This is a genomic window from Pseudoalteromonas sp. Bsw20308, from assembly GCF_000310105.2.
Taxonomy (GTDB): domain Bacteria; phylum Pseudomonadota; class Gammaproteobacteria; order Enterobacterales; family Alteromonadaceae; genus Pseudoalteromonas; species Pseudoalteromonas fuliginea.
Genome location: NZ_CP013138.1, coordinates 1,070,190 through 1,096,574, shown reverse-complemented (window position 1 = coordinate 1,096,574; position 26,385 = coordinate 1,070,190). Strand labels below are relative to the sequence as shown.

Below are 26,385 nucleotides of genomic sequence, written 5' to 3'. Positions count from 1 at the left end.
TATGTTTCGCTTAGTTATACCATGTCTAGTTTTATTACTATCAGCCTGTACAACGAGTAGAGTTGCTGATGATGTAGAAATAAACCCATCAACAACAGTTGCCTTATTACCGCTAGTAAATCATGCTCAAACACCTCTCGCTGGTGAGCGTGCTGAAGACATTTTAACAAGTATTTGGCAACAAAATAAATTACCAACGCTTCTTCGCGCACCCAGAAATAGCAATAAGGAGCTACCACCACTTGACGATCAATATCGTTTAGATAACGCCATGCAATGGCTAAGCACTCAACAAGCGGATTATCTACTCACCGGTAGCATTGAAGAGTGGCGCTACAAAGCTGGTCTTGATGGCGAACCCGTTGTTGCTCTTACTTTATCGTTAACTGCGTACGGCCAAACCACACCGATATGGACAGGAACAATTGCAAAAAGTGGTTGGGGGCGCGATAGCATTGCAGCAACGGCACAAGATGTAATTGCCGACTTAATTTCTTATATAGAGGTTAGTGAGTGAAAACACATTTCTTTCGTCCAAGAGAAGTCCCTGAACTACAGACATGGGCTGAGGTAATTATATTTACCACATTGGCTTTAGGCCTGCCTGTTCTGTTTAATGCCGAGGATCCTTTTTGGACGCAAGGAGGGTTTTCTTGGTCTGTATTAGGGCCTTTACTGGTTGCTTTGCGTTATGGGTTCTCTAAAGGTTTTATCAGCATTTTAACTTTACTCGTAGGCCAATTACTGTTGTTGCAAAGCGATATTTTGGCACCTCAAAGCGAATTCAATATCAACGCCATGATTGGCTATACTATTGTAATTATGATCGCGGGTGAATTTAGGGATGTTTGGGAGCGTACTAATCAACAACAGACTATTCAACTAGAGTATGTGTCTGATCGGCTTGAAAAATTCACTCGTCAATATCATTTAATTAGCTCTTCACACGATCGAATAGAACAAATGTTAGCTGGGCATACATTGAGTTTAAGGGAGTCATTGCAAGCTGTAAGAGCATCTATAGGCCAACTTAAAGAAAGACGTTTAGATAGTGCAGCGCAAGTGATTATCAATTTATTTGTAGAGTATGGAGCATTAGAAAAAGCCGGGCTATATAAAGTGGAAAACAATAATATAGTGGAGCCCCCTCTTGCTGTTATTGGTAAAATGACTTCGCCAATAACATCTGACCCACTAATCCTTGCTATGTTTGAAGAAAAAGAACTGGTGTCGGTTAAAAGCTCTAAAGTTTATTTAGGCAGCAGTAAATACCATATCGCAATTCCACTTATTGATGTAAACGATACCATTTATGGCGCTATTTTAGTCGAAAAAGTACAGTTTTTTGCGCTCAAAGAAAACACGCTTACTTTACTTGCCGTAATGGCCGGACACGTTGGAGACTTACTTCGACATGAGATAACCAACCCGATAATGACTAGCGAAGAATCTCCGTACTTTGTTCGCCAAGTAAAACGAGCTAACAAAGAAGCTAAACGTTACAAAATTCCTGCACATTTATTAAAAGTTAAAACATTAAATATTACCAACGAATCCCGTCGACTTATGGAGTATTTAACTGAAGCCCGTCGAGGCTTAGATATTTACTTATATGATGATGAGAAGCAAACTCTGTTAATACTTATGCCACTTACTGATGAATTAGAAAAAGACGGTTTTATAACGCGTATAAATGGGTGGAGTAAAGAACGTACAGGTAAAAATTTAGCTGAATTAGATATCGTTATTGAACAACAAATTGCTTTGCCAATTAGTAAAGATGCGATTAAGCCACTGGTAACACTTCATGATTAGAATTGTCATTGCTGTAATAGTGGGATTTATATGTGAATATTTTGCTTTAATAGAAACACTTGATACACCCAATTGGCTTATCGCTATTTTATTACATGCTATAGCAAGTATGCTTTTTACTTTTGTAAGCTATATTGTCATCCCAGCTAAATACAAAAGTACATTATTTGGTGCCCTATTACTGTTATTTTCACTACTGTTTACGCTTCCTCTATTTGGTATTTTAGGCGTTATGTTCGCACTCACGTTTGCTTTGTGTAAACCGCTTAAAAATAATGATATTGAAATACAAGAACACAAAATCCCAGGTCTCCCTTTTGAAGTTCGTAGTATTTCAGCTAATCCAACCTATTCGATGGGTGGATTGAAAGCGATCCTCAAGTATGCAAGTGAGCCAAACAAACGTCTTAGTGCAGTAATGGCTGCACGTCACATGAGTGATACGCAGGCAATTCCTATTTTAAAACTCGCCCTTAAAGACTTAGAAGATGATATTCGTCTGCTTGCTTACTCCACTCTCGATGCTAAAGAAACTAAGTTAAACGAAAAAATAGGCCTATATCAGCAAGAGATATTGTTAACGACTCAGCAACCAAAACTGAGTAACTTGCAACAACAATTAGCTGAAATATATTGGGAACTTAGTTACTTAGGATTGGCACAAGGTGCATTGCGAGAATACGTGTTAAAAAAAGCAGAAACACTTTCCTTGCAAAGCATCGAATATGTGAAAAAGCCTGCAACCTTTGTATTTTTGGGCCGGCTTTGTTTAGCTCTTGGTAAATATGAACTTGCACTTAGTCATTTAGCACAAGCCACAGACCTTGGTATGGCACGTCGTCATGTTTTGCCCTATAAAGCTGAAGTTGCTTTTTGTATGAATAAATTCGATGACTGTAAACGTTATTTAAAAGAACTACCAGAGCAACCAAAGGGTAGCGAGTTACGCCATTTACAGGAGTATTGGAATGCCTAAACCAAACGCTGATGTATTACTGCTTTTAGAAGGCACTTACCCCTATGTCCGAGGCGGCGTATCGAGCTGGGTCCATCAAATTATTGAAGGCTTACCACACTATAACTTTGAGCTGGTTTTTTTGGGCGGTGCACCTGAGCATTATGGTGAAATTCAATATACATTACCTAAAAATGTAACCAAATTACATGTTCATTATTTAGTTGAAAACAACGCCTCTGAAATAAAAGCAAAACATGGCGTAAAGTATAAAAAAGAGTTGTTCGAATTTTGGCAACAACTGCAAAACTATTTCCGTGACTCTAAAGAACCGATCCCTAGCGAGTTACTAAAGTTTGCTTTTAAAAAGCTTGCCCAAAAAGACGGCATAAACGAAGCCGACTTTTTGTATAGTGAATCCTCATGGCAAGTTCTCGCAAAATATTATTTAACCTACTGTGATGAATCATCATTTATCGATTTCTTTTGGTCGTATCGTAACTTATACAAACCGCTGTTTAAAATAGCAGAGATAGCTCGCGAATTACCTAATGTTAAACTTATACATTCAATATCAACAGGCTATGCGGGATTCCTAGGTTCTGGTGCTAGCGCAATTAGCAACACTGCGTATTTACTAACCGAACATGGTATTTATACCAAAGAGCGTAAAATAGACCTTATTCAAGCCAGCTGGATCAAAGAGTCAGAGCAAGTATTAGGTAAAAATTTAAATACCGAAATGGGCTTTATTCGCAGAATGTGGATTAGTTTCTTTGAGCAGATCGGCAGAACATCTTATCAAGAAGCCGATAAAATAATTTCTTTGTATGATGGTAATAGACAACGACAAATAAAAGATGGCGCCGCACCAGAAAAAACACGCGTAGTGCCAAATGGTATTAAAACATCGCGTTTTATTGAAGCACTTGCACAGCGTCCAAAAACGATTCCACTCACGGTAGGCTTAATTGGTCGTGTAGTGCCTATAAAAGATATTAAAACTTTTATCCGTGCAATCAAAGAGGTTCAGTCTAGTATACCTACAATTGAAGGCTGGGTTATTGGCCCATACGAAGAAGACCCTCAATATTATAAAGAATGTCAATTACTTGTCAGCAGTTTAGATTTAGAAAATAACGTTACGTTTTTAGGTATGCAAAATATAGCTGAAATACTGCCTAAATTAGGTATCGTTGCACTAACCTCTATTTCTGAAGCACAACCTTTAGTACTACTAGAAGCGATGGCAGCTGGCGTACCAGTCCTTGCAAGTGATGTTGGTTCGTGCCGAGAGATTATTGAAGGCGCAACTGACGAAGACAAAGCACTTGGCAAAGCCGGAGAAGTGGTATCAATCGCCTCTCCTAGCGAAACAGCAAAGCAAATATCAAATATCTTAAATAACGACGAAAAGTGGCATGAGTATCAATCGAGTGGTCTTAAGCGCGTAAAAGCGTTTTATGACGAAAGCCATATGTTTGCGCAATACGACACACTTTATAAGGATGCAATGTCATGGCCGGAATAGGTTTTGAGATACGAAAAATTCTCAAAAAAAACACCCTACTTTCAGTATTTGAAGCTTATAGTTACGCTGGATTAATTGGTTCTGGCCCGTGGCTACTGTCAATTATTGCGCTTATGCTGATTGGCATTTTAAGTTTAGGTATTGTGCTACCGAAAGTGTTGATCATTCAGTTCTTAACGCTTGTAACCTATATGATGGCCGCATCGCTTATTTTAACGGGTGGTCTGCAATTGATGCTAACCCGTTTTATTGCCGATTTATTTTTTACAAAAGATGATGGATTAGTGCTACCAAACCTACTTGGCGCACAACTAATTACTACAATTGGCGCCCTATTGGTCGGTCTTGCTGTTTGGCCATTTTTACCTTTACCCATTATGACTAAAGTGATTATTTTAGGTGCCTTTATTAGCTTATGTAATCAGTGGCTTGGCGCAATATTTTTATCAGGCATGAAAGAATACAGGCTGATTTTAGTCACGATGCTGAGCGGCTATGCTTTCATGGTATTACTGGCTTACTTGCTTAGGGACTGGCAGTTAGACGGGTTGTTTTTTGCCTTTTTTGCTGGTGAAGCCTTATTATTTTTCAGTTTTCTATTTATGATTATTCGCCGTTATCCGGGTGATAAGCTCATAAGTTTCGATTTTTTGAACAATAAAAAAGTGTATTACAGCCTATTTTTATGCGGCCTGTTTTATAACATCGCTGTATGGGCCGATAAAATCATTTTTTGGTATTCACCAAGTACATCAATCCAAATTATTGGAACTCTCAGAGCCAGCCCTATTTATGATTTACCTATATTTTTAGCCTACCTATCTATTATCCCAGGTATGGCCGTATTTTTAGTAAGGATGGAAACTGACTTTGTTGAAGAATATGACCGTTTTTACTCTGCAATTCGCGACGGCTCAACGTTACAAGAAATTTATCATTTGAAAGATAATATGATCCGCACTGCGCGCAGTGGTCTTTACGACATATTTAAAATTCAAGGAATTACTGTCGCTTGCTTATTATTATGGGGAGAGCAAATACTAACTTTTATTGGTATTGATCCAAACTATAAAACCCTCTTATTTATTGATGTAGTTGGTGTAGGCGTACAAGTTATATTTTTATCTATTTTAAACATTTTATTTTATTTAGATAAACGTTCAACCGTGCTGTTTTTGGCTGGATTATTTTTAGTTATAAATGTAGTTTTAACCTTACTTTCAATTGCATTTGGGCCACAATTTTATGGTTATGGCTTTGCGTTAGCGACCATAATTAGCTCCGTTATTGGTTTATTTTGGTTGTCGAGACAATTTGAAGATTTAGAATACGAAACGTTCATGCTGCAATAGACTATTTAAAACGTAATTGAAAACACATTATTTTTCAAAAGGCATACGTGTAGAGATCTTTTTATGTTTAACGGAGAATTATATGGAAATAGACTATTTAAATTATTCACTCCAAGAGCTACGTGAAGCTTGGATGACAATTGATGATTACACATACCCAGAGCGCGCAATCAAGGTTTATCAACTTTTGAAAAGTGCTGAGGCTAAAGCGTCAGAAGATAGTTATTCCAATGCGTCTTCAACGTGGGTCGTGTCAGTATTACGTAATTTCAGTAGGCCTAGGCTATATGACCCAAGCTTTAGCGATATATTACTAGAAGAAAGTAGTGCAACGATGAAAGAGCAACGTGTCATAAAGCTCATCGCTGAAAGAAAAAGTATTGACCACTAGCAGGCGCTCAATACTTTTAAATAAAGTGAAACTCAACATTACTCATTAGTCTGTACTTGCATAACCCCTTTGCTATCAACAATAGTTAAACTAATGCAATTACTTACTCACCCAACGCGCTTTAAAACCACGCGTATCAACGTGTATAAATGCGCCTCTGTGCGACTTAGGCCCATAAATACCTAAACCACCTAGTAAACCTTTAAATGATTCACGTCTAGCTAACGACTCCACTATATCGGCCATCGCTTTAGCATCCCCTATTGAATGCTTACCGTCGTTATTTATATCATCCATACGGTAGTTGCCATCGTTATCTATAAAAATATCGGCTGCATCACCAAATACATGTCGACTAAGTTTTACATTGCCGATTGATTTGTTGTAGTACGGAGTTCTATAACCGCTCATAACCACCATATTACTAACCGGTATACCTTCTAAAATGAGTTCTTTACGTATCTTTTCTAGTTTAAGTAGTAACTTATTTTGTAAAAATAAATACTTTGGATGCTTACTTCGCTGTTTACTAACAAACTCTTTGAGTGAAAAGTGAGGTGAAATTTTTACGTTTTCATTTTCAGGCGTCACCTCAACAAATCCATCGGGCACTATGTAATGAGCAGTGTCTTTAATCTGCGAAGGTTTAGGGTAGTGGCCAATATGGTAATACTTGAGCTTTCCTCCTTCAACGTTGTCTGCGGGTACTTTTACAAAAACGTTGATTTTCATACGCTGTTTTTTATCGGGCGACTCAATAATTACCGTTGTTAAACCAGGCTCTTTGGGTGCTTGCCATTGCCAACGGTTGGTGTCTGTAAGCTTAGATTTCCCTTGAGTGTTAATTAGTGTGTAAGCATTTTTTGACTGCGCAAAAAGCACCTCAAACTCAACCTGCTCTTGGGGCATTACAAATACCGAAAACACTGAGTATGGCATAACTATATCGTTAATTTTCAAACTAAATTCTGCATCTTCAAAATTGGCTTTGTTTTTTATATCAACTACCTGATGTGCAGGTTTTGTAAGCGCTGCAGCAAATACACTATTGCTAAATATAAGTGTGAATATGGCGATAGAAATATAATGAATAAATTGCATAAACCCTCTCATTATTTATTTTTTAACAAAGCAGCAATTACCGACTGCTTACTATTGTTTAAAAGTGCTTTTTTATCACGTTGATATATGTCATCTCTAAAGTTAACCAGTTTGTTTTCATCAACCCATGCAGTCCAATAGACTAAATGAATAGGAAGAGGCTCATCTAAATGAAACGTTTGAGTATTATTTTGGTCACGAGCGCTATCGATATGACTGAGTGTTTGCGCTTCTCCTTCGTGCTTAATAATCTCACGCGCTAACGAAAAGGGTTCTTCTATCCTTATACAGCCATGCGATAAAGCGCGATTTGATTGGCTAAAGCGCTGCTTAGCTGGTGTATCGTGAACATAAATTGCTTCAGCGTTGGGGAATAAATACTTAACCTCCCCTAGAGGGTTTTCTTCACCAGCACGTTTTACTAAAAAGTGATCAAATTGGTACGGCTTAATAGAATCCCAATCAATATTGTTAGGATTAACAGTTTGTGAATCTAGGTAACTGTTTTTTCTAATTTCAATATTATTTTTTACAAGATAGTCAGGATCCTCGGCTACCTTTGGTGCAATTTCTTTGGTGGCAATTGAGGTGGGTATACGCCATTCAGGATTAACTACAAACTTTTCTATTTCGTCGCTAAATGCAGGTGTTTCCCAACTTGGTTTACCTACAATTACGTTATTTTTTAATTTTACATCGCCAGCTTTTACAAATCGTAAGCTGTATTCTGGAATATTTACATACACATATTGCTCATCACTTGCGCCTGCAAAGTTAGTTATTCTATAAAAGTTAAGTTTTAATTTATCGAGTTTTTGCTGTGCGGGCACATTAAGCGATGCAAAAGTACGCTTACCGACTCGGCCATCAACTTTTAAACCATGGCGGCTTTGAAATTGCTTAACAGCTTGCTCTATATCTTTATCAAACGTGCATATAGCTTCGTCGCATACATTACTTTTTAAGTCGCGCTCTTGATATAAACGCTGTGCAAGTAAGCTCACCTCTTTACTATTACTACCTAGTTCAAGCAATTCGTCGTTATATAAGTGTGTAAAACCACCGTTGTTAACTATTTCTTGATACCAATTAATTGCTTTTTCTGTACGTTCAATTAACTGCGCTGAATATTGGTCAAAGTAGTAGGTGTCATCAGCTTGCATGTACTTTTGTGAGTTGTAAGTAGTTAGTGAAGAGTTAGCGAGTACCACACTTTCGAGCTCATTAGCAGCGAGTGTTGGTGCTGAGCATAAGCCGCCCATGCCAATAAACAATGCTGTTTTTAAAGTAATACCCTTTGCTTTAGTAAGCGCTTGATTTGAAAATGACCCCTTCACTGTGTACCTCCTCGCTAAATATCGTTGATAAATGCTTATGTACTTATCACTAAGTAGTGCTTTGAAGGTGCAACGGTAATGCCAAATTAAACTTTTAAATTAAACAATTGAAATTTAATGACTTTTTAAAATAACTTATTCTAAACGTTAATAAATAAAATTAGAGAATATGTAATTAATATGCCCATGTGTGTAAAGTTGCTATGGCAATTAATCGTTTAAAAAAGCTAAAAAACCACGTTCATAACGACTCAAGTACTTCGTTTTTCGTGGTAATGAAAGGGACTCCCTCCACGCAGTTTGAGTATCTTCATCTTCTTTACACAGCGTAATTAAATCGGGATGCACATACGATTTACGTGCTATAGCTGGAGTATTACCGAGTTGCTGGGAGACACTATCAAGCATGTTTTTTAAAGTAAGCGCCCCTTTAGCTTTAGCTAATTGTTTGAATGCAATAACGCTTGCTCGCCAAGTTCTAAAGTGCTTTGCACTAAACTCCTCGCCCATTATTTGCTGAATGTATTGATTTATTTCACTTGATGTAACATTTGTGCGCTCACCTTCATTTATATACTGAAATAAATGCTGCCCGGGTAAATCTTGTAAGTCTTTTATTACATGGCTAAGCACCCTATCGGTTATATTTACTTCACGTTCTTTACCTGATTTAGCACGGTACTTTAGCTGAATATTTTTACCCGTGAGTTTTGCATGGCGTGTGCGTAGTGTTGTAGCGCCAAAACTTTTATTTTGCTTTACGTTACGCTCGTTACCTACCCTCAACGCGCCTAAATCCATAAGTCTTACAACTGCCGCTAAAGTACGTTCAATATTAAGCTCATCGCCTTGTAAGTCTGTTTCTAAACGCGCTCTTAACAAAGGGAGTTTATTACCAAATACTGCACATGCTTGGTATTTTTTTGCTTCTTGCTGTGCCCTAAATTCAGGATGGTAGCGGTATTGCTTTCGCCCCTTACTATCAAATCCTGTCGCTAAAATATGCCCGTTTTCTTCTGGGCAAAACCAGGCGTTTTTATAGGCAGGCGGAAATGCCAATCCATTCAAACGATCAATCACATTTTGCCCTTTTATTTGCTTACCGATTGGATCAAAGTAAAGCCAACTTTTATGTTTAAGTTTACGAGTGATCCCTGGTAAATTATCGTCTACATAAATTAGCTTCATTAACCCTCCAGTTTTATTTAAGCATGCGTCGAAATATAAAATGTATCACTTTAAAATAACCTTAAACTGAACAAGATTATTGATATATAATAAAAAACCAACAACAATTATAAATACTTAATATATATTAATAATTCTATTTAGGTTTTCGTAAAGTAGGTCTAACTTACGCGCCAGCAACAAGTCTATTACGATTAAACTCAATGCACCTAGCGCTAAAAATAGCTACTTGAGGTAGATTTATTATCCTAAGTTCAGATTAATTACACTTTGTCCCCTGCAATTGGGGTGCTGTTTAAATGGAGAATTCAATGGCTTTTGATTATGGATCGATTGATCTTGGACTAAAAAACCCCTTCAAACTGGAAGGTAAAGTAACAGCATTAAGAGGACTCATTGAGTCTATAGCTGGTATTAGTTTACTTGTTATTGCTGCGGGCTCTGTGAAAGAAGATACAACCGCAGGTTGGATTTTAATGGTGTTTGGCATGCTTATTTTAGCATTCGGCATTCGCTCACTATCGGCAGGTATTTATGCAACTCTTAAATACTTTGTAGGCAGAAACCACCCTACTTCACTTGCTTATAACTACAGCAAATCACAAGCATCAACCGCTCAAGAAGAGCAAAAAGAAGTAGCCTATACAGCGCAGTCACTTGAAGAAATGCTGGTTGGTCGTAAAAACAGTACATTTAAAGAGCCTAATGGTTTTTTATCACGATTACTTCACAGCTTAATCCCTAAGTTATTGTTTCTACCATATCCTATTCGTAATGTTGCCCAGCGATTATTTGGCTCATGGGTAAGCACCTTTGTCGCCCTTATTGCTTATGGCCTTGTTGCATTTGTGTCTTTGTCGGGCTTTACCGGTGAAGCTGGGGAATTAGCATTTCCGGTTTATAGTGCAATATTAATGTTTTACGTTCTTTTTTCGTGGCGCTCTACAGGTAAACCTATCTCTCGAAATGCAGAAAAGAATATTGAAGCACTTGGTACTGGTGCGCTTGCAAAAATTATTTCTTTATCTTTTATTTTACCCATCGCTATTGGTCTTTCTATGTCATGGTTGATGAAAGAGCAGCGCATTAGTAAACAAGAAATAGATAGCTGGCTTGAGCAACTACCTAGTCTTCACGCTGGAATGTACTTAATTGCAATTATTATATTAGCGACTCTAAGTTGTGCGCTTGCTTTTATCATGATTAAAGCGCGTTTAAATTCAGTTACCCCTTCAGCTGAAGTATCTGAACTACGTGAAAACTGGCAAGAGTCTGTTCATCCAGACGAGATTTTCATAAACCTCGATAACCTAGTAATGGCTAATCGTCGCTATAAAGAAGTACCTAACAGAGTTTACAGAGAATTAGACCCTAAGCTTCAAGAACAAATAGAAGGTAAAGGCGGTTTTAAAGGTGAAATGATCCAAGAGATTCAGCCTAAACTGCACTCAATGGACTTAGGTAAAAACTTTACACTCGCGAGATTACTTGCTTTGGTGAGCGGTAACTTACTTTATATTGTAGCGTTAGTATTTACTGTGTTTTTAGCGTATTCGTTTATTAATATTTACCATTACATTGATGCGGCAAATATTAATAGCTTTAAACAAGCATTTAATAACCAACATGTTATTCAATTTAGTGAACTATTAATGACAAGCTTTCACTTATTGCTAATAGGTATACTTATTAAAGCATTTGCACAATTGCTAACAAATACGGCTCATCTGTTTTTTGCTGAAATGCAATTTGAATCACTGCTTGTGTACTTTAAATGCGAAGGTACTTTTACTGAGTCTAAAATATCAACAGGTACTGGTATTCACGATAGCACCCGCTCAGAAAATACTTTAGTACGCAGTAGCATAACGCCTTGGATTATTGTTTCTCGTGTTATTTCTACTACGTTTGCTGCAACAGGTATGAAAAACCTTGAACATCCTCGCCACATTATGGAAATGCATAAAGACGAAGGACAATTACAAGCAATCAAAAAAGACGTTATTGCATTCTTAAAAGACCGCGAATCTATCGCCTCAATCACCAGCGAGCGCGATTTAGGTAATGCGTCACAAATACATCAACTAAACCAACAAACGCGCGCTATACCTACTCAGCAAGCGATAGCGAAAGATGATGAAGAAGCTGCCGGGTATTTAAGACAAGAAGAAAACTTATCTCCCGAGCCCAAGGGTTAATTAACCTCAAACCTAGATAATTTTTATTAATGCCACCTTGGTAACTTAGGTGGCATTTTTTTACCCTCTATTCAATACTTTTTAACTTTATTACCTCTTTTGCACTCAACAACATGATTAATATTGGATTAGTTCACAAAGCCCTTGCTTTATGTGCCAAAACACAAATAATGAAAGGATTAATTACAGGGTAAGAATGAGGACAATGAGCTATATACTAACCACCCAATGTGCTGATGATGTAGGCTTAATAGCTAAAATTACAGGGCTTTGCCATAAAAATAATTTAAACATTACGCGTAACAACGAATTTGTAGATAAAGACGCGCAGCGATTTTTTATGCGTACAGAGCTTACAGGCGAGCCACAAAGCGACTTTTTAGATCAACTACGCGCATTGTTGCCAGATGGGGCTAAACTTGCGCTACATTGCGGCGCAAAAACTAAAGTAGTTTTATTGGCAACTAAAGAAGCTCATTGTTTAGGTGGTATGCTGTTAAAGCAATTTGAACAAACTCTTAATATTGAAGTACTCGCTGTAATTGCTAACTATGCTGATTTAGAGCCGCTAGCTAAAGGGTTTGGTGTGCCATTTCATGTTGTATCGCACGAAGGGTTAACCCGTAGCGAACATGACGAAAAAGTAGGCGATCTAATTGCCAGCTACAATCCTGACATTATTGGCCTTGCCAAATACATGCGTATTTTAAGTCCTGAATTTGTGGGTCGATTTGAAGGTAAAATAATTAATATTCATCACTCATTTTTGCCAGCATTTATAGGTGCTAAACCTTATCATCAAGCATTTGAGCGCGGCGTAAAAATTATTGGTGCTACCGCTCACTTTGTTAATAATGAGCTTGATGAAGGTCCTATTATTTTGCAAGATGTAACCAGCGTTACACATGCGAATACCGCCGAAATGATGGCTAAAATGGGCAAAGATGTAGAGAAAACTGTGTTTTGTAAAGCACTTCAACTTGCCTCAGAGCATAAGCTATTTATTAATGGTAATAAAACCGTGGTGTTTTCTTAGCGTTATTCCAACCGCTTAATTATTCTACATATAAAAAATGCCAGCATTGTTGCTGGCATTTTTTTGCTCATAAATAAGCTAATAACTTTTTAAATCTAAATTATGCCTGCTCTATTGGTTCGAGCTTTAATTTAGCGGCAATTAAAACGGCTTGGGTACGATTGTACACACCGAGTTTTCTAAATATGGCTGTAATGTGTGCTTTTACTGTCGCTTCTGAGATGTGTAGTTCATAAGCAATTTGCTTATTAAGTAAACCTTCGTGCAGATATTGCAGCACTCGGTATTGTTGAGGCGTTAATGAGGCAACTTGCGCTGCTATTTCTCTATCTTCACCTTCAATTTCAGCTACTTTGTTTTTTAACTCTTTTGGTAGCCATGTATCGCCTTCAAGTATTTGGTTAATTGCACTGGCAATATCATCAGACGATGACGATTTAGGAATAAAACCCATAGCGCCGTAACCCATTACTTTTGAAACTATATTCACGTCTTCACTACCCGAAACAACGGCTATAGGTAAACTTGGGTATTCTTCTCGAATACGAATAAGGCCATATAAATCACCATTACCTGGCATGTGAAGGTCTAGCAGTAATATATCAAGATCCTCTTGCTCGCTTAACACTTGCAATGTGCTGTCAAAATCGGATGATTCAAAAACGGCTAAACCTTCAAATTTTGCGCTCAGTGCGCCTTTTAGTGCTTCACGAAATAACGGATGGTCGTCCGCTATTAAAAACTGACTCATGGTTCACTCCTAATAAATTCGGCTGCCAGTTAGGTTTAAAACCCTTACTGACAGCCGATATACTACGTTTAGAATCAACTTGTAATCAAGTTTTTAACGCACATTTAACGATTTAATCTGTTCTCGATTAGTTCATCGACAACTGAAGGATCCGCAAGCGTTGACGTATCACCGAGTTGTTGGTGCTCATTTGCAGCGATTTTACGTAAAATACGACGCATAATCTTACCTGATCGTGTTTTTGGCAATCCAGGTGACCACTGAATCATATCTGGAGATGCTATTGGGCTTAGCTCTTTACGAACCCAGTTACGTACCTCTTTGGTTAACTCATCGCTTACCGTTACACCTTCGTTAGGCGTAATATATACATAAATACCTTGGCCTTTAATATCATGCGGGTAACCCACTACAGCTGCTTCAGCTACAGCTTCATGCGATACAAGTGCACTTTCAATTTCGGCAGTCCCTAAGCGATGACCCGATACGTTTAATACATCGTCCACACGACCTGTGATCCAGTAATAACCATCCTCATCACGACGACAACCATCGCCTGTAAAGTACACTCCTGGGTAGGCGCTAAAATAAGTTTGTTCAAAACGTTCATGGTCGCCATAAACAGTTCGCGCTTGCGATGGCCAGCTATCTAAAATAACTAAATTACCATCTACAGCACCTTCGAGTGTACTACCTTCGGCATCAAATAATGCAGGCGCAATACCAAAAAATGGATGTGTTGCAGAACCTGGTTTTGTATCAGTAGCGCCTGGAAGTGGTGTGATCATTATGCCACCGGTTTCTGTTTGCCACCATGTATCAACAATCGGGCAATTAGATTTACCAATACTCTCGTAATACCATGTCCACGCTTCTGGATTAATTGGCTCACCTACTGAACCTAAAATACGTAAACTATCGCGATTTGACGAAGCTGTTGGCTCATCACCTTTGGCCATTAGTGCTCTAATTGCTGTAGGAGCGGTATATAAAATAGTCACACCGTGTTTATCAACTACTTCGCCCATACGCCCAGCTGTTGGATAGGTAGGTACACCTTCAAATACAACTTGAGTACAACCGTTTACTAATGGCCCGTACGCTATGTAACTGTGGCCTGTGATCCAACCTACATCGGCACTACACCAATACACATCATCTTCTTTTAAATCAAATACGTATTCATGTGTCATTGATGAGTAAACTAAGTAACCACCGGTGGTATGCACAACACCTTTAGGCTGACCAGTAGAACCTGATGTATACAATATAAACAAAGGATCTTCAGCATTCATTGGTTCTGGCTCACACTGTGCTGGTAAGTCAGCAACTAGCTCGTGCCACCATATATCGTGCTTATTCCAATCAACTTCACCACCGGTTAATTGGTGCACAATAACATGTTCAATTGTGGTTACAGAATCTTGCGCTACCGCTTCATCAACGTTTGCTTTTAATGGTACGCAATTACCTGCACGTCGACCTTCATCAGAAGTAATAACGACTTTAGCGCCCGAATCCCTAATACGGTCGGCAATCGCTGATGGTGAAAAGCCACCAAATACAACAGAGTGAATAGCACCAATTCGTGCACAAGCTTGCATTGCGTAAATGGCCTGAGGCGTCATTGGCATATAAATAGCTACACGGTCACCTTTTTTAACACCTAACTTTTTTAAGCCATTGGCAAATTTAGCCACTTCATCATGAAGTTTTTGATAAGTAATGTGCTCACTTTGAGAAGGATCATCACCTTCCCAAATCAGCGCCACTTTATCGGCTTTTGTCTTTAAGTGGCGGTCAATACAGTTATAAGAAGCGTTAAGGTAGCCATCTTCATACCATTTAATGCTGATATGGCCTTTATCAAATGAGGTGTTTTTAACTTTAGTGTAAGGAGTAGACCAATCGAGGCGTTTGCCGTGCTCATCCCAAAAACTTTCTGGATCGTCAATAGATTGCTTATAAAGCGTATTATATTTATTTTTATCAATGAGTGTTGCGTCTTTAATGTGCGCAGGAACTGGATAGATACTTTGTGACATCTTAGTCTCCATTTAAATTACTTGCCTTGGGCTCTTATCAAGGATTACTCAGCAGTGCTTTATTAAGTATTAGACCTTAGTTGTACACACCTTTAAATTCTTCAGTTGTAGTTTATAATTGGCTTGGTTTAATTATTTTACATAAATAATACAAGATGTTAAATGTAAGTAAATGCAAACTACTTATACCTTAAACCTTAGTCTTATAGACCAATAGGTAATTGAGTATATCTCGTACATATTTAACAGTGTTGCCGTAAAATAATAAAACAATTTTGCTAAAACTTAACTAATCTATTATTTAACAAATAAAAATAGAATGTGTATTAGTAATGACAAGTCACGCAAAAAAGCACTTTTTATTCGTAAGTAATACCTTTAGCAAGTAATACAAAATAAATGAATAAAAAGTAATAAACAAGTAGCCTATAAAGGACACCAAAATGAAATTTACTCCATTAAAAACACTCGCAGCAAGTGCTGTTCTTTGCGCGCTTTCAAGCGCAACATACGCAGCAACTGTTGCAAAGGTTGGTGATACCGAATTTACTTACGGCGGATACATTAAACTTGACTCTATGTGGAGTGATTATTCAGCCGGTGCACCAGCAGGCACAAGTGTTGGTCGTGATTTTTACGTACCAAGTACACTTACAGTTGGCGATGATAATAGCTCTGATGCAGTTTTTGATATGCACGCACGTCAATCTCGTTTTAATTTTGGTACAGCCACGTTATTAGATAACGGTAAAACGGTAAAAACTAAAATTGAAATTGACTTTTTAGCGTCTGCAGCCGGTGGAAACGAGCGCGTTTCAAATTCATACGCACCACGCATTAGACATGCATTCATCACTTATGACGGTTGGTTATTTGGTCAAACTTGGTCAAACTTTCAAAACGTAGGTGCTCTTGCAGAAACACTCGACTTTGTAGGCCCAGCTGAAGGCACTGTGTTTGTTCGTCAATCTCAAATTAAATACACAACTGGCGCATGGTCTTTTTCATTAGAAAATCCAGAAAGTACAATTACGACAGCGGGCGGCACACGTGTTGCCACTGATGATGCATCACTACCTGATTTTACAGCACGTTATACGCACAAAGCTGATTGGGGTAACATCGTTGTTGCAGCACTAGCACGTCAACTTACTTATAAAGCCGGTGAAATTGACGCTGATGAAACATCATTTGGCATTAGCGCATCAGGTATGGTTAAGTTAGGTGAAGACAACCTTAAATTTATGCTTACCCAAGGGCAAGGTTTAGGCCGTTATGTAGGCTTAAACGTAGCACATGGCGCTGTTCTTGATGGTGATGATCTTGATGCTATTGATTCTACATCAGGTTTTGTAGCTTACCAGCATAAATGGAACAGTCAGTGGCGTTCAACGTTCTTATACTCTTTCTTCTCTGCTGATAACAATACCGATTTACTCGCTATCTCTGGTGATCCTACAGAATCAAGCCAAAGCTACAGCGCAAATATCTTATACTCCCCCGTTAAACGCTTAACATTTGGCGCTGAACTAAAGCATGCTGAGCGAGAAACTGAAAGCGGCGTTGATGGTGATTTAGACCGTTTACAATTTTCTGTTAAATACTCTTTTTAATAGCTAAAAATCTAATTACTTCCTTAAGCGGCCTTGGCCGCTTTTTTAATAATTCAATTTAAGTTAAAAAACAAAGCATATTTTTATAAGCTGTATCGTTTATCCTAATCATAATATTATTTACAGACTAAGTAATTTACCCTAAAAAAATGTTAACGCGCCTGTAAATGATAATGGTTTTTGTTTGAGTTTTTTAATTCTAACTAGTAGAATGCCCTAATTATTTATATAAATTCAAATAATATTGAATATTAATTAAGGGAAAACATGAAACTCAATCGCACTTTTGCACTTTCTTCTTTAGTTTTAGCCATGGGTTTTTCAGCTCAAGCGCAAGAAACATCAACTAAGAATACAGTTGAAAATAATAATGAAAAAATGGAAGAAATATTAATAGTAGGTGTACGCCAAGATCGCGTTAGCAAAGGTGCTACCGGTTTAACGATGGAGCTTAACGAAACACCACAATCGATTAGTGTAATTGGCGCAGAGCAACTTCAAAACTTTGCAGCAAATAGTATTAATGATGCATTGAAAATGGCCACGGGTATTACTGTTGAACAAGGTGAAACTAACCGCACACGCTATACTTCTCGCGGTTTTGATATTAAAAGTACTCAAGTTGATGGTGTTGGTCTACCTAATAATTGGGGTCTTGTTACTGGTGCTATGGAAAGCTATGGTTATGAAAAAATAGAAGTTATTCGTGGTGCTAATGGGCAATTAACAGGTGTAGGTAATGCTGCGGGCACTATTAACTATGTTCGAAAGCGCCCAACAAATGAAAATGAAGGTGAAGTAGGTATCTCTGTAGGTACTTATGGTTTAAAGCGCTTACAAGCTGATTATTCATTTTTGTTAACAGATTCTGGTAGCTGGGCTGCACGTGCTATTGGTGCTGTAGAAGGATCAGATTCATACCTTGATGGTTTAGAAAACGATCGCACTTACTTCTCTGCAGTAATTGATGGGCAACTTACTGGTAATTCGACACTTTCATTTGGTGCTTCACATCAAGATGCAAATACAGATGGAACAATGTGGGGAGGATTACCGCTTTCATATGCCGATGGTACACAAGCAGAGTGGGACGTAAGTGCGAGCCCAACTCAAGAATGGACTAAATGGGACACTCTTAATACCACTGCTTTTATTGAATATACTTATGTATTTGATAATAACTGGGAAATTAAAACAACTTATAATTACCAAGACTCAGAAGATCAAAGTAAATTACTTTATCTTTATGACCATTATGGAATGTTTGATAGTGAAACTAATTTAGGTTTAGTTAGCCTTCCAGGACGATATGATACAGAATTCTCTGCTGATTTATTTGATATAACAGCTAAGGGTGAGTACAGCTTGTTTGGTCAAGAACATGAGTTAATGCTTGGTGGAAGTATTTCGCAAAGTACATCTTACTCTTTTACCAACTCTTACGATGCAGTAACAACTGAAGCTTATGGCTTGGCGCCTGCTTTTCCATACGCATTAGATGCGATAGCTGAACCTATTTGGGGTGAACAAACCAAGTATGCTGATATTGATGTTACTTTGAAGCGTTTTTTTGGTTCTACTAAATTAAACCTAACAAGTGACTTATTTGTTATTGCAGGCTTTAACGCTATCGATTATGAGCGTACAGGCTTTAGCCAAGGCGTTGATATAAATAATGATGAAAGTGAGATAAGCCCTTACCTTGCAACAACGTATGCAATTAATGATGATGTTAATGTATATGTGAGCTATTCCGATATTTATCAGCCACAAGAGCAGTATGATTACGATGGTAACTTTTTAGATCCAAGCAAAGGTGTTAATTACGAAGTTGGAGTAAAAACTCAATGGTTTGATGATCAACTACTTGCAACCTTTGCAGTATTTAGTGCCAAACAAGATAATATTGCAACTTATGCAGGGCTAAACGCATCTGGATTTACTTACTATAAAGGAGCTGATCAAGATACCCAAGGCTTTGAATTAGAATTAACCGGACATATAACTGATGATCTAAATGCTGTATTTGCATATACATATTTAGATATCAATGATGACGCAGGCGATAGTTCTCACGAATGGGAGCCTGAAAATGTTGTTAATTTTTCATTGGATTATACGCTGCCTCAACTACCTGAGTTTCAGTTTGGCTTAGCCGGAAAATGGCAATCAAAAACAGCAAATATAGCCAGTAATGTTAAGCAGGATTCTTATTTACTTATGAACGCATTTGCTCGATGGGATGCGAGCGAAGACTTATCAATTCAAGCTAACATTGATAACATCACAGATGAAAAACATATTACTAGCTTAGCCAATGTTGGTTTTTATGGCTCCCCTATTAGCGGAAAAGTTAGCTTAACTTATCGCTTCTAAAGTTCTATTTTAATTAAGGCCCATTCTTTAACTATTAGGGCGTGTTTATCTTTGGTGGTTGAATTTGCAGCAGCATATTTGGTTTTTAGGCAAGGCAGAGCCTATATAGTGTGGTTATTCCCCATAAATAGGCGATAACGCAGCATAAATACCAAATATGCGCTACCCTTTGGGTTCTTTCTAGGGACGATTAACTCTTTGTTGCTCGATTTTTACTTAGTCCACTAGGTTACAAATCTCACGCCGCGATTTAACCGCCCCTAGATTGAACAAATTTCAACACGCCCTAAAGAATGCTTTTACCTGATTAAAACGTATAGCGTATGATCGCTCTGCTCTTCATTTAGTATAGTAATTACTAATGCGCGATTTAACCGTAGATTTTTATAGGTTAAATTAAAAACGACACATTTTTATGTGTCGTTTTTATCTTATCTACTTTAAGTTTTTAACAATAAAAAGCGCCAACCATTACTGATTAGCGCTTTTTTAAAGCTCGGGTCAAATCAAGCTAAGAAACTCATTTTGATATAGCTTAAAGGTCTGCGTCATCGCCTAACTTATCTTCACCATCTTCTGGTTCAATAGTTGCTTTTAGTAAAAGCATTTCGCGTAACTTACCTTCAATCTCATCTGCAATTTCTGGATTTTCTTTCAAAAATTTAATTGAGTTAGATTTACCTTGGCCTACTTTGTTGCCACAGTAACTATACCAAGCACCTGCTTTTTCAACAATTTTGTGCTTAACACCTAAGTCAATTAACTCGCCTTGCTTAGAAATACCTTCACCGTACATGATGATAAATTCAGCTTGTTTAAATGGCGGCGCTACTTTGTTTTTAACAATTTTAACGCGGGTTTCGTTACCAACAACTTCATCACCTTCTTTCACAGAACCAATACGACGAATATCAATACGTACCGATGCGTAAAACTTAAGTGCATTACCACCCGTTGTTGTTTCTGGGTTACCAAACATAACACCAATTTTCATACGGATTTGGTTAATGAAAATACATAACGTGTTAGAGCGTTTAATATTACCAGTAAGCTTACGTAATGCTTGTGACATTAAACGTGCTTGTAGGCCCATGTGCGAGTCGCCCATGTCGCCTTCAATCTCAGCTTTTGGTGTAAGTGCAGCAACCGAGTCAATAATAACAACGTCTACCGCGCTTGAACGTACTAACATGTCACAAATCTCTAGCGCTTGCTCACCTGTATCTGGTTGCGATACAAAAAGATCGTCAATGTTAACACCAAGTTTTTGTGCATAAATTGGATCTAGAGCATGCTCAGCATCGATAAAGGCACATGTTTTGCCTTCTTTTTGAGCTTCTGCGATAACTTGTAAAGTAAGCGTTGTTTTACCAGATGATTCAGGACCGTACACTTCAACAATACGTCCCATAGGTAAACCACCTATGCCTAAGGCAATATCAATACCTAATGAGCCTGTAGATACAGATTCAATGTTTAACGCTTTGTTATCACCCAATTTCATAATTGAGCCTTTACCAAATTGACGTTCAATTTGTGATAGTGCTGCGTCTAACGCTTTTTGTTTGTTATCGTTCATTTTGTTCTCCAAATCCAGCTAATGGAACCAAGTATACTGTATGAAATCACAGTATCAAGCTAATTTTTTTATTTTATCTCATCTATTACATTTTTTAATGCAAATACAATAGCTTGTAACCTAACCTGAGCTCTATCACCAATAAATACTTGTTTAAATGTAAGCAACTTATCATTAATTTGTATGCCAAACCACACAAGTCCAACAGGTTTACCTTCAGTTGCACCACCAGGCCCGGCAATGCCCGATACAGCTATCGCAATATTAGCGTTTGTTGCTTTAATAGCACCTACTGCCATTTCTCGCACTGTTTGTTCGCTTACAGCACCATACTTTGCTAATGTACTTGCACTTACATTTAATAAGTCTTGCTTTGCTTGGTTGCTATAAGTGACAAATGCACGGTCAATATAAGCCGAGCTCCCAGGGGTATCGGTAAGGGCATAACTCACTCCGCCACCAGTACATGACTCAGCACTAGTGATCCATAAGCATTTATCCGTTAAAATAGCGCCTAATTGCGCAGCAAGTGTTTTAATCTCTTGATGTAATTCCATATTCAGCCTTTGGGTAAATACATGTCGTTTGATCTTTATGCACCACACACTATAAAACAACAAACCCCTATGATGCAGCAGTATCTAAAAATAAAATCAGAGCATCGCGATATTTTATTGTTTTATCGTATGGGCGATTTTTACGAACTCTTTTTTGATGACGCTAAACGCGCCGCTCAATTACTCGATATTTCGCAAACACATCGCGGTAAAGCCGGTGGCGATCCTATCCCTATGGCGGGCGTACCTTATCATGCAGTAGAAAACTACTTAGCACGCCTAGTCCAAATGGGCGAATCAGTCGCTATTTGCGAACAAGTTGGCGACCCTGCAACCAGTAAAGGTCCCGTTGATCGTAAAGTTGTACGTATAGTTACACCCGGTACAATTTCTGACGAAGCGCTTTTACAAGAAGGACAAGACAACCTTCTTACCAGTGTTTGGCAAAGTAAAAAAGGCTTATACGGTATTGCCTACCTTGATATTAATTCAGGTCGTTTCAACATAGTTGAAGTAAACACCGACGAAGCCTTTAGCTCAACTATTCAGCGCCTATCACCAGCAGAACTTCTGTATAGCGAAAGCTTTGAAAACTTTCATTTAATTGAGCATATAAAAGGCGCTCGTCGTCGCCCAGAGTGGGAATTCGACTTAGATACGGCCCAACACTTATTATGCGATCAGTTTGGTACTAAAGATTTAGTCGGCTTTGGTGTTGATAAAGCTCACAGCGCACTGGTTGCTGCCGGTTGTTTAATGCAATACGTAAAAGATACACAACGTATGGCATTGCCGCATATTCGTGCAATTACACTTGAGCACAACGAGCACGCCGTTATTTTAGATGCTGCAACACGTAAAAATTTAGAGCTTACCGTTAATTTATCCGGTGGGTTCGAAAACACGCTTGCCCAAGTGCTTGATAAAACAGCAACCCCAATGGGTTCTCGTTTATTAAAGCGCCGTATTCATACTCCTGTACGTAATAAAGATGAGCTAAACTCACGCTTAAATGCAATTAGCGCCATTTTAGATGTACAACTTTGTGGTGAATTGCACGAATCATTAAAAGAGATTGGTGATGTAGAGCGTGTTATTGCCCGCCTAGCTTTATGTACTGCTCGCCCACGCGATTTAACGCGTCTGCGCAGTGCGCTACAAGCACTTGCACCACTGCATACCCTGTTAGGTGATGCTAACGACTCTCGTATAACAAGTATTATCAAGCACTCGCCTGAGCTCCCTGATTTACAAGAATTATTAGAACGTGCAGTGATAGAAAACCCACCGGTTCTTATTCGCGATGGTGGCGTTATTGCACCGGGTTACAACAGTGAACTTGATGAATGGCGTAACTTAAGCAAAGGTGCAACCGATGTTCTTGATCAACTAGAACTGCGAGAACGCGAACGTACGGGTATTAGTACGCTTAAAATTGGTTATAACCGCGTACATGGCTTTTTTATTGAAGTAAGCCGCGCCAACGCGCACTTAGTACCAGCCGACTACATTCGTCGTCAAACGCTTAAAAACAACGAACGCTACATTATTCCAGAGCTTAAAGAGCACGAAGATAAAGTGCTTGGTAGCCAATCAAAAGCACTCGCACTTGAAAAGCAACTATACGAGGAGTTGTTTAGATTTATTGCTCCACATATTGAACAGTTGCAAATGATGGCCGCGGCACTGGCTGATTTAGACGTATTAAATAATCTGGCCGAACGTGCATTTGCACTCAATTATGCAAAACCAGAACTGTGCGATAACGACAACATTAGCATTAAACAAGGTCGTCACCCTGTTGTTGAACAAGTAATGAAAGAACCGTTTATTGCCAACCCTGTTGAATTAAACAGCCAACGTAAAATGTTAATTATTACCGGTCCAAATATGGGCGGTAAATCAACCTATATGCGCCAAACAGCACTTATTGTACTAATGGCTCACATTGGCAGTTATGTGCCCGCTGACAGCGCTAAAATTGGTAATATCGACCGTATATTTACACGTATTGGTGCAAGCGATGATTTAGCATCAGGGCGTTCAACCTTCATGGTAGAAATGACCGAAACAGCAACGATTTTAAATAATGCGACTGCGCAGTCTTTAGTATTAATGGATGAGATTGGTCGCGGTACAAGTACCTACGATGGGCTTTCGCTTGCGTATGCAACAGCGAATCATTTAGCATCAAAAATATCTGCTAAAACATTGTTTGCTACGCACTACTTTGAATTAACAGAACTTGCTGAGCAAACCACAGGCCTTGTAAACGTGCACCTTGATGCAATAGAGCACAACGATACGATTGCATTTATGCATACAGTTCTCGACGGTGCAGCAAGTAAGAGCTTTGGTTTACAAGTAGCCGCTCTTGCAGGTGTGCCAAAAGCTGTGATTGCACAAGCAAAGCAAAAACTTAAGTTGCTTGAAAATCATCAAAGCGTTACTGCACCAAATACAGAGCAGCAAGCCTTTACTTTTAATAACGAAATTGCACAAAGTACACCTTCTGAAGTTGAAGAGCAGTTAAGTGCAATTGACCCTGATAATTTATCGCCACGCCAAGCGCACGATTTGTTATATAAACTAAAAGCATTGTTGTAATTTATATCATCTGATTTACAAGCATAAAAAAAGCCGAAGAATAAATTCTTCGGCTTTTTAACACACATAATAGTCTCTTAAACTATTTAACTAGCTACGAAAACTGATTAAATAAGCTGTCTGTACTTAAACCTTCTTGTTGCAAAATGTCTTTTAAACGACGTAATGCTTCTACCTGAATTTGTCTTACACGTTCACGTGTTAAGCCTATTTCGCGGCCTACATCTTCAAGTGTAGATGGCTCATAGCCAAGTAATCCAAATCGACGTGCTAACACTTCGCGTTGTTTAGGATTTAACTCACCTAACCAATCTACAATGTGTTTATTTATATCATTCGTTTGTACTTGGCCTTCAGGGCCTGCACTTTTTTCATCAGGAATAATATCTAATAACACACTGTCATTTTCGCCGCCGATTGGCATATCAACAGAGGCTATTTTTTCGTTAAGACGTAGCATTTTTGTTACGTCTTCAACGGGTCTATCTAAGCTCTCTGCAATTTCTTCAGCAGTGGGTTCATGGTCCAACTTTTGAGTTAATTCACGAGCGGTACGTAAATAAACATTAAGCTCTTTAACCACATGAATAGGCAAACGTATCGTACGTGTTTGATTCATAATGGCACGTTCAATTGTTTGGCGTATCCACCATGTCGCGTAAGTTGAGAATCTAAAGCCACGTTCAGGATCAAATTTTTCAACAGCGCGGATTAAACCTAAATTACCCTCTTCAATTAAATCAAGTAAGGCAAGTCCACGGTTATTATATCGGCGAGCTATTTTAACAACCAAGCGTAAATTGCTTTCAATCATGCGTTTACGAGAGGCGTCACAACCTTTAAGTGATTTTCGTGCAAAAAAGACTTCTTCTTCTGCACTCAGTAATGGAGAGAAACCTATTTCACCAAGATAAAGCTGAGTGGCGTCAAGGTTTTTTGTTACTTCTTCTTTGGCAAATATATCTTCGTCATCTACTTTTTCAAGTAACGATGTGTTTTCTTCAACGGTGGTATCATCGAACTTGTCATCATTCGTGATGTTTTTGTCAAATTTTGCTGCGTTAGCCATAAGCCTTCTCCCGAGCAATTATCAATACCTTAAAATTAGGGTAGGTATTTAGCAGGATTGACAGCTTGCCCTCGGTAGCGAATTTCAAAACGAAGTGCCGTAACCGAAGATTCTGAATTACCAATTTCTGCTATTTTTTGTCCAGCCTTAATTTTCTGCTTTTCTTTAACAAGTAATTTCGAGTTATGTGCATAAGCACTTAGGTAATCATCATTATGTTTCAATATGATTAAACTACCATAACCTCGAAGTGCGTTACCCGCGTACACCACCGTTCCTTGTGCCGCGGCTAATACTGAAGCCCCTTTTTTATTAGTAATCTGTAAGCCTTTGTATCCGTTTTCCTTATTAGAAAAGCGTTTAGTAATTTTACCTTTTGCTGGCCAAAACCACTTCACCTTACTACTCGACAAATACTTTTTATTACTAACTTTGTTACTGGCTTGTTTTTGAACATACTCTCGTTGTTTTGGCTGATCAAGCTCTTTCTTTAATTTTTTGTTATTTTTTTGTGTGCTTTTTCTAGACTTTTTACTCGAATTCGTATATTTTTTCGACTTTTTATTTTCTGACTGCAATGGTGTTAAAGAGATATCTTGCCCAGGATATATTACATAAGGTGATGAAATAGAATTGTTTTTTGCTAATTTACGAAAATCTTGACCTGCACTAAAAGCAATTGAATATAAAGTATCTCCTTTTTGAACTTTATACTCATCACCACTAATGTTAATTTTATGATCTAAATAGTTAACATTATTATTTAGACTGCTGACTGGTGCTGGAACATGACGAGACGAGCAGCCAAAAAGCAAAATACTAATAAATAAAGCAACATAACGCATAAATTGTTTATTCATTGTATTTAGCTCCTTATGTAAAAA

The 26,385-nt window shown here is 38.2% G+C and carries 20 protein-coding genes; 11 read left to right on the top strand and 9 right to left on the bottom strand.

Annotated features, from left to right (window positions below):
* Window position 1 precedes the first annotated feature (1 nt).
* From D172_RS04730 to D172_RS04705, 6 genes are all read left to right on the top strand, one after another.
* Complete coding sequence (locus tag D172_RS04730) at window positions 2-517, top strand: hypothetical protein (RefSeq protein ID WP_007376093.1); 516 nt, start codon at window positions 2-4, stop codon at window positions 515-517.
* Window positions 514-1,815, top strand: coding sequence for a PelD GGDEF domain-containing protein (locus D172_RS04725; RefSeq protein WP_007376092.1), 1,302 nt, complete (start codon window positions 514-516; stop codon window positions 1,813-1,815). The genes D172_RS04730 and D172_RS04725 overlap by 4 nt, the downstream gene beginning before the upstream one ends.
* Entirely contained in the window at window positions 1,808-2,791 is a 984-nt protein-coding gene (locus tag D172_RS04720) for a hypothetical protein (protein WP_007376091.1), read from the top strand. The genes D172_RS04725 and D172_RS04720 overlap by 8 nt, the downstream gene beginning before the upstream one ends.
* Entirely contained in the window at window positions 2,784-4,301 is a 1,518-nt protein-coding gene (gene pelF, locus D172_RS04715; RefSeq protein ID WP_007376090.1) for a GT4 family glycosyltransferase PelF, read from the top strand. The genes D172_RS04720 and pelF overlap by 8 nt, the downstream gene beginning before the upstream one ends.
* Window positions 4,289-5,653 carry an exopolysaccharide Pel transporter PelG gene (gene pelG / locus D172_RS04710; RefSeq protein WP_007376089.1) on the top strand — a complete coding sequence of 455 codons (1,365 nt, stop codon included), beginning with the start codon at window positions 4,289-4,291 and terminating at the stop codon, window positions 5,651-5,653. Before pelF ends, pelG begins: the two co-directional genes overlap by 13 nt.
* An 82-nt stretch (window positions 5,654-5,735) precedes the next feature.
* The gene (locus D172_RS04705) at window positions 5,736-6,044 is read left to right on the top strand and encodes a hypothetical protein (protein WP_007376088.1); all 309 of its coding nucleotides are present in this window, start codon (window positions 5,736-5,738) and stop codon (window positions 6,042-6,044) included.
* 99 nt (window positions 6,045-6,143) lie between these two features.
* Here the strand turns inward: D172_RS04705 and D172_RS04700 are convergent, their stop codons facing one another.
* The 3 genes from D172_RS04700 to D172_RS04690 all read right to left on the bottom strand — a co-directional run bounded on the left by D172_RS04700 (window position 6,144) and on the right by D172_RS04690 (window position 9,670).
* Complete coding sequence (locus D172_RS04700; RefSeq protein WP_007376087.1) at window positions 6,144-7,145, bottom strand: D-Ala-D-Ala carboxypeptidase family metallohydrolase; 1,002 nt, start codon at window positions 7,143-7,145, stop codon at window positions 6,144-6,146.
* A gap of 11 nt (window positions 7,146-7,156) precedes the next feature.
* Window positions 7,157-8,482, bottom strand: coding sequence for a L,D-transpeptidase family protein (locus D172_RS04695; RefSeq protein ID WP_007376086.1), 1,326 nt, complete (start codon window positions 8,480-8,482; stop codon window positions 7,157-7,159).
* Between the two features lie 210 nt (window positions 8,483-8,692).
* Window positions 8,693-9,670, bottom strand: coding sequence for a DNA topoisomerase IB (locus D172_RS04690; protein ID WP_007376085.1), 978 nt, complete (start codon window positions 9,668-9,670; stop codon window positions 8,693-8,695).
* 311 nt (window positions 9,671-9,981) lie between these two features.
* Here D172_RS04690 and D172_RS04685 point away from each other — a divergent pair, with 311 nt between their 5' ends.
* Together D172_RS04685 and purU are read left to right on the top strand one after the other, a co-directional pair.
* A complete protein-coding gene (locus D172_RS04685) occupies window positions 9,982-11,868 on the top strand; it encodes a hypothetical protein (RefSeq protein ID WP_007376084.1) in 1,887 nt (628 codons plus the stop codon).
* Window positions 11,869-12,073: 205 nt separating this feature from the next.
* A complete protein-coding gene (gene purU / locus D172_RS04680; protein WP_007376083.1) occupies window positions 12,074-12,904 on the top strand; it encodes a formyltetrahydrofolate deformylase in 831 nt (276 codons plus the stop codon).
* A 100-nt stretch (window positions 12,905-13,004) separates the two neighbouring features.
* Here the strand turns inward: purU and D172_RS04675 are convergent, their stop codons facing one another.
* Entirely contained in the window at window positions 13,005-13,655 is a 651-nt protein-coding gene (locus D172_RS04675) for a response regulator transcription factor (RefSeq protein ID WP_007376082.1), read from the bottom strand.
* Window positions 13,656-13,759: 104 nt separating this feature from the next.
* On the bottom strand, window positions 13,760-15,700 hold the full coding sequence (gene acs, locus D172_RS04670; protein WP_007376081.1) for an acetate--CoA ligase: 1,941 nt from the start codon (window positions 15,698-15,700) through the stop codon (window positions 13,760-13,762).
* A 443-nt stretch (window positions 15,701-16,143) separates the two neighbouring features.
* Here acs and D172_RS04665 point away from each other — a divergent pair, with 443 nt between their 5' ends.
* A complete protein-coding gene (locus D172_RS04665) occupies window positions 16,144-17,313 on the top strand; it encodes a DcaP family trimeric outer membrane transporter (RefSeq protein WP_007376080.1) in 1,170 nt (389 codons plus the stop codon).
* A 267-nt stretch (window positions 17,314-17,580) separates the two neighbouring features.
* Window positions 17,581-19,689: a TonB-dependent siderophore receptor gene (locus tag D172_RS04660; protein ID WP_007376079.1), complete on the top strand. Its 2,109-nt coding sequence runs from the start codon at window positions 17,581-17,583 to the stop codon at window positions 19,687-19,689.
* Window positions 19,690-20,224: 535 nt separating this feature from the next.
* Here D172_RS04660 and recA read toward each other — a convergent pair.
* Together recA and D172_RS04650 are read right to left on the bottom strand one after the other, a co-directional pair.
* Window positions 20,225-21,268: a recombinase RecA gene (recA, locus tag D172_RS04655; protein ID WP_007376078.1), complete on the bottom strand. Its 1,044-nt coding sequence runs from the start codon at window positions 21,266-21,268 to the stop codon at window positions 20,225-20,227.
* A 68-nt stretch (window positions 21,269-21,336) separates the two neighbouring features.
* Window positions 21,337-21,825, bottom strand: coding sequence for a CinA family protein (locus D172_RS04650; protein ID WP_007376077.1), 489 nt, complete (start codon window positions 21,823-21,825; stop codon window positions 21,337-21,339).
* A 21-nt stretch (window positions 21,826-21,846) separates the two neighbouring features.
* On the opposite strand from D172_RS04650, the gene mutS reads away from it, so the two are divergent.
* A complete protein-coding gene (mutS, locus tag D172_RS04645) occupies window positions 21,847-24,432 on the top strand; it encodes a DNA mismatch repair protein MutS (protein WP_007376076.1) in 2,586 nt (861 codons plus the stop codon).
* A 94-nt stretch (window positions 24,433-24,526) separates the two neighbouring features.
* On the opposite strand, the gene rpoS is transcribed toward mutS, so the two are convergent.
* Both rpoS and D172_RS04635 read right to left on the bottom strand, forming a co-directional pair.
* Window positions 24,527-25,501, bottom strand: coding sequence for an RNA polymerase sigma factor RpoS (rpoS, locus tag D172_RS04640; protein WP_007376075.1), 975 nt, complete (start codon window positions 25,499-25,501; stop codon window positions 24,527-24,529).
* 35 nt (window positions 25,502-25,536) lie between these two features.
* The gene (locus tag D172_RS04635; RefSeq protein ID WP_007376074.1) at window positions 25,537-26,361 is read right to left on the bottom strand and encodes a peptidoglycan DD-metalloendopeptidase family protein; all 825 of its coding nucleotides are present in this window, start codon (window positions 26,359-26,361) and stop codon (window positions 25,537-25,539) included.
* Between the last annotated feature and the right edge of the window lie 24 nt (window positions 26,362-26,385).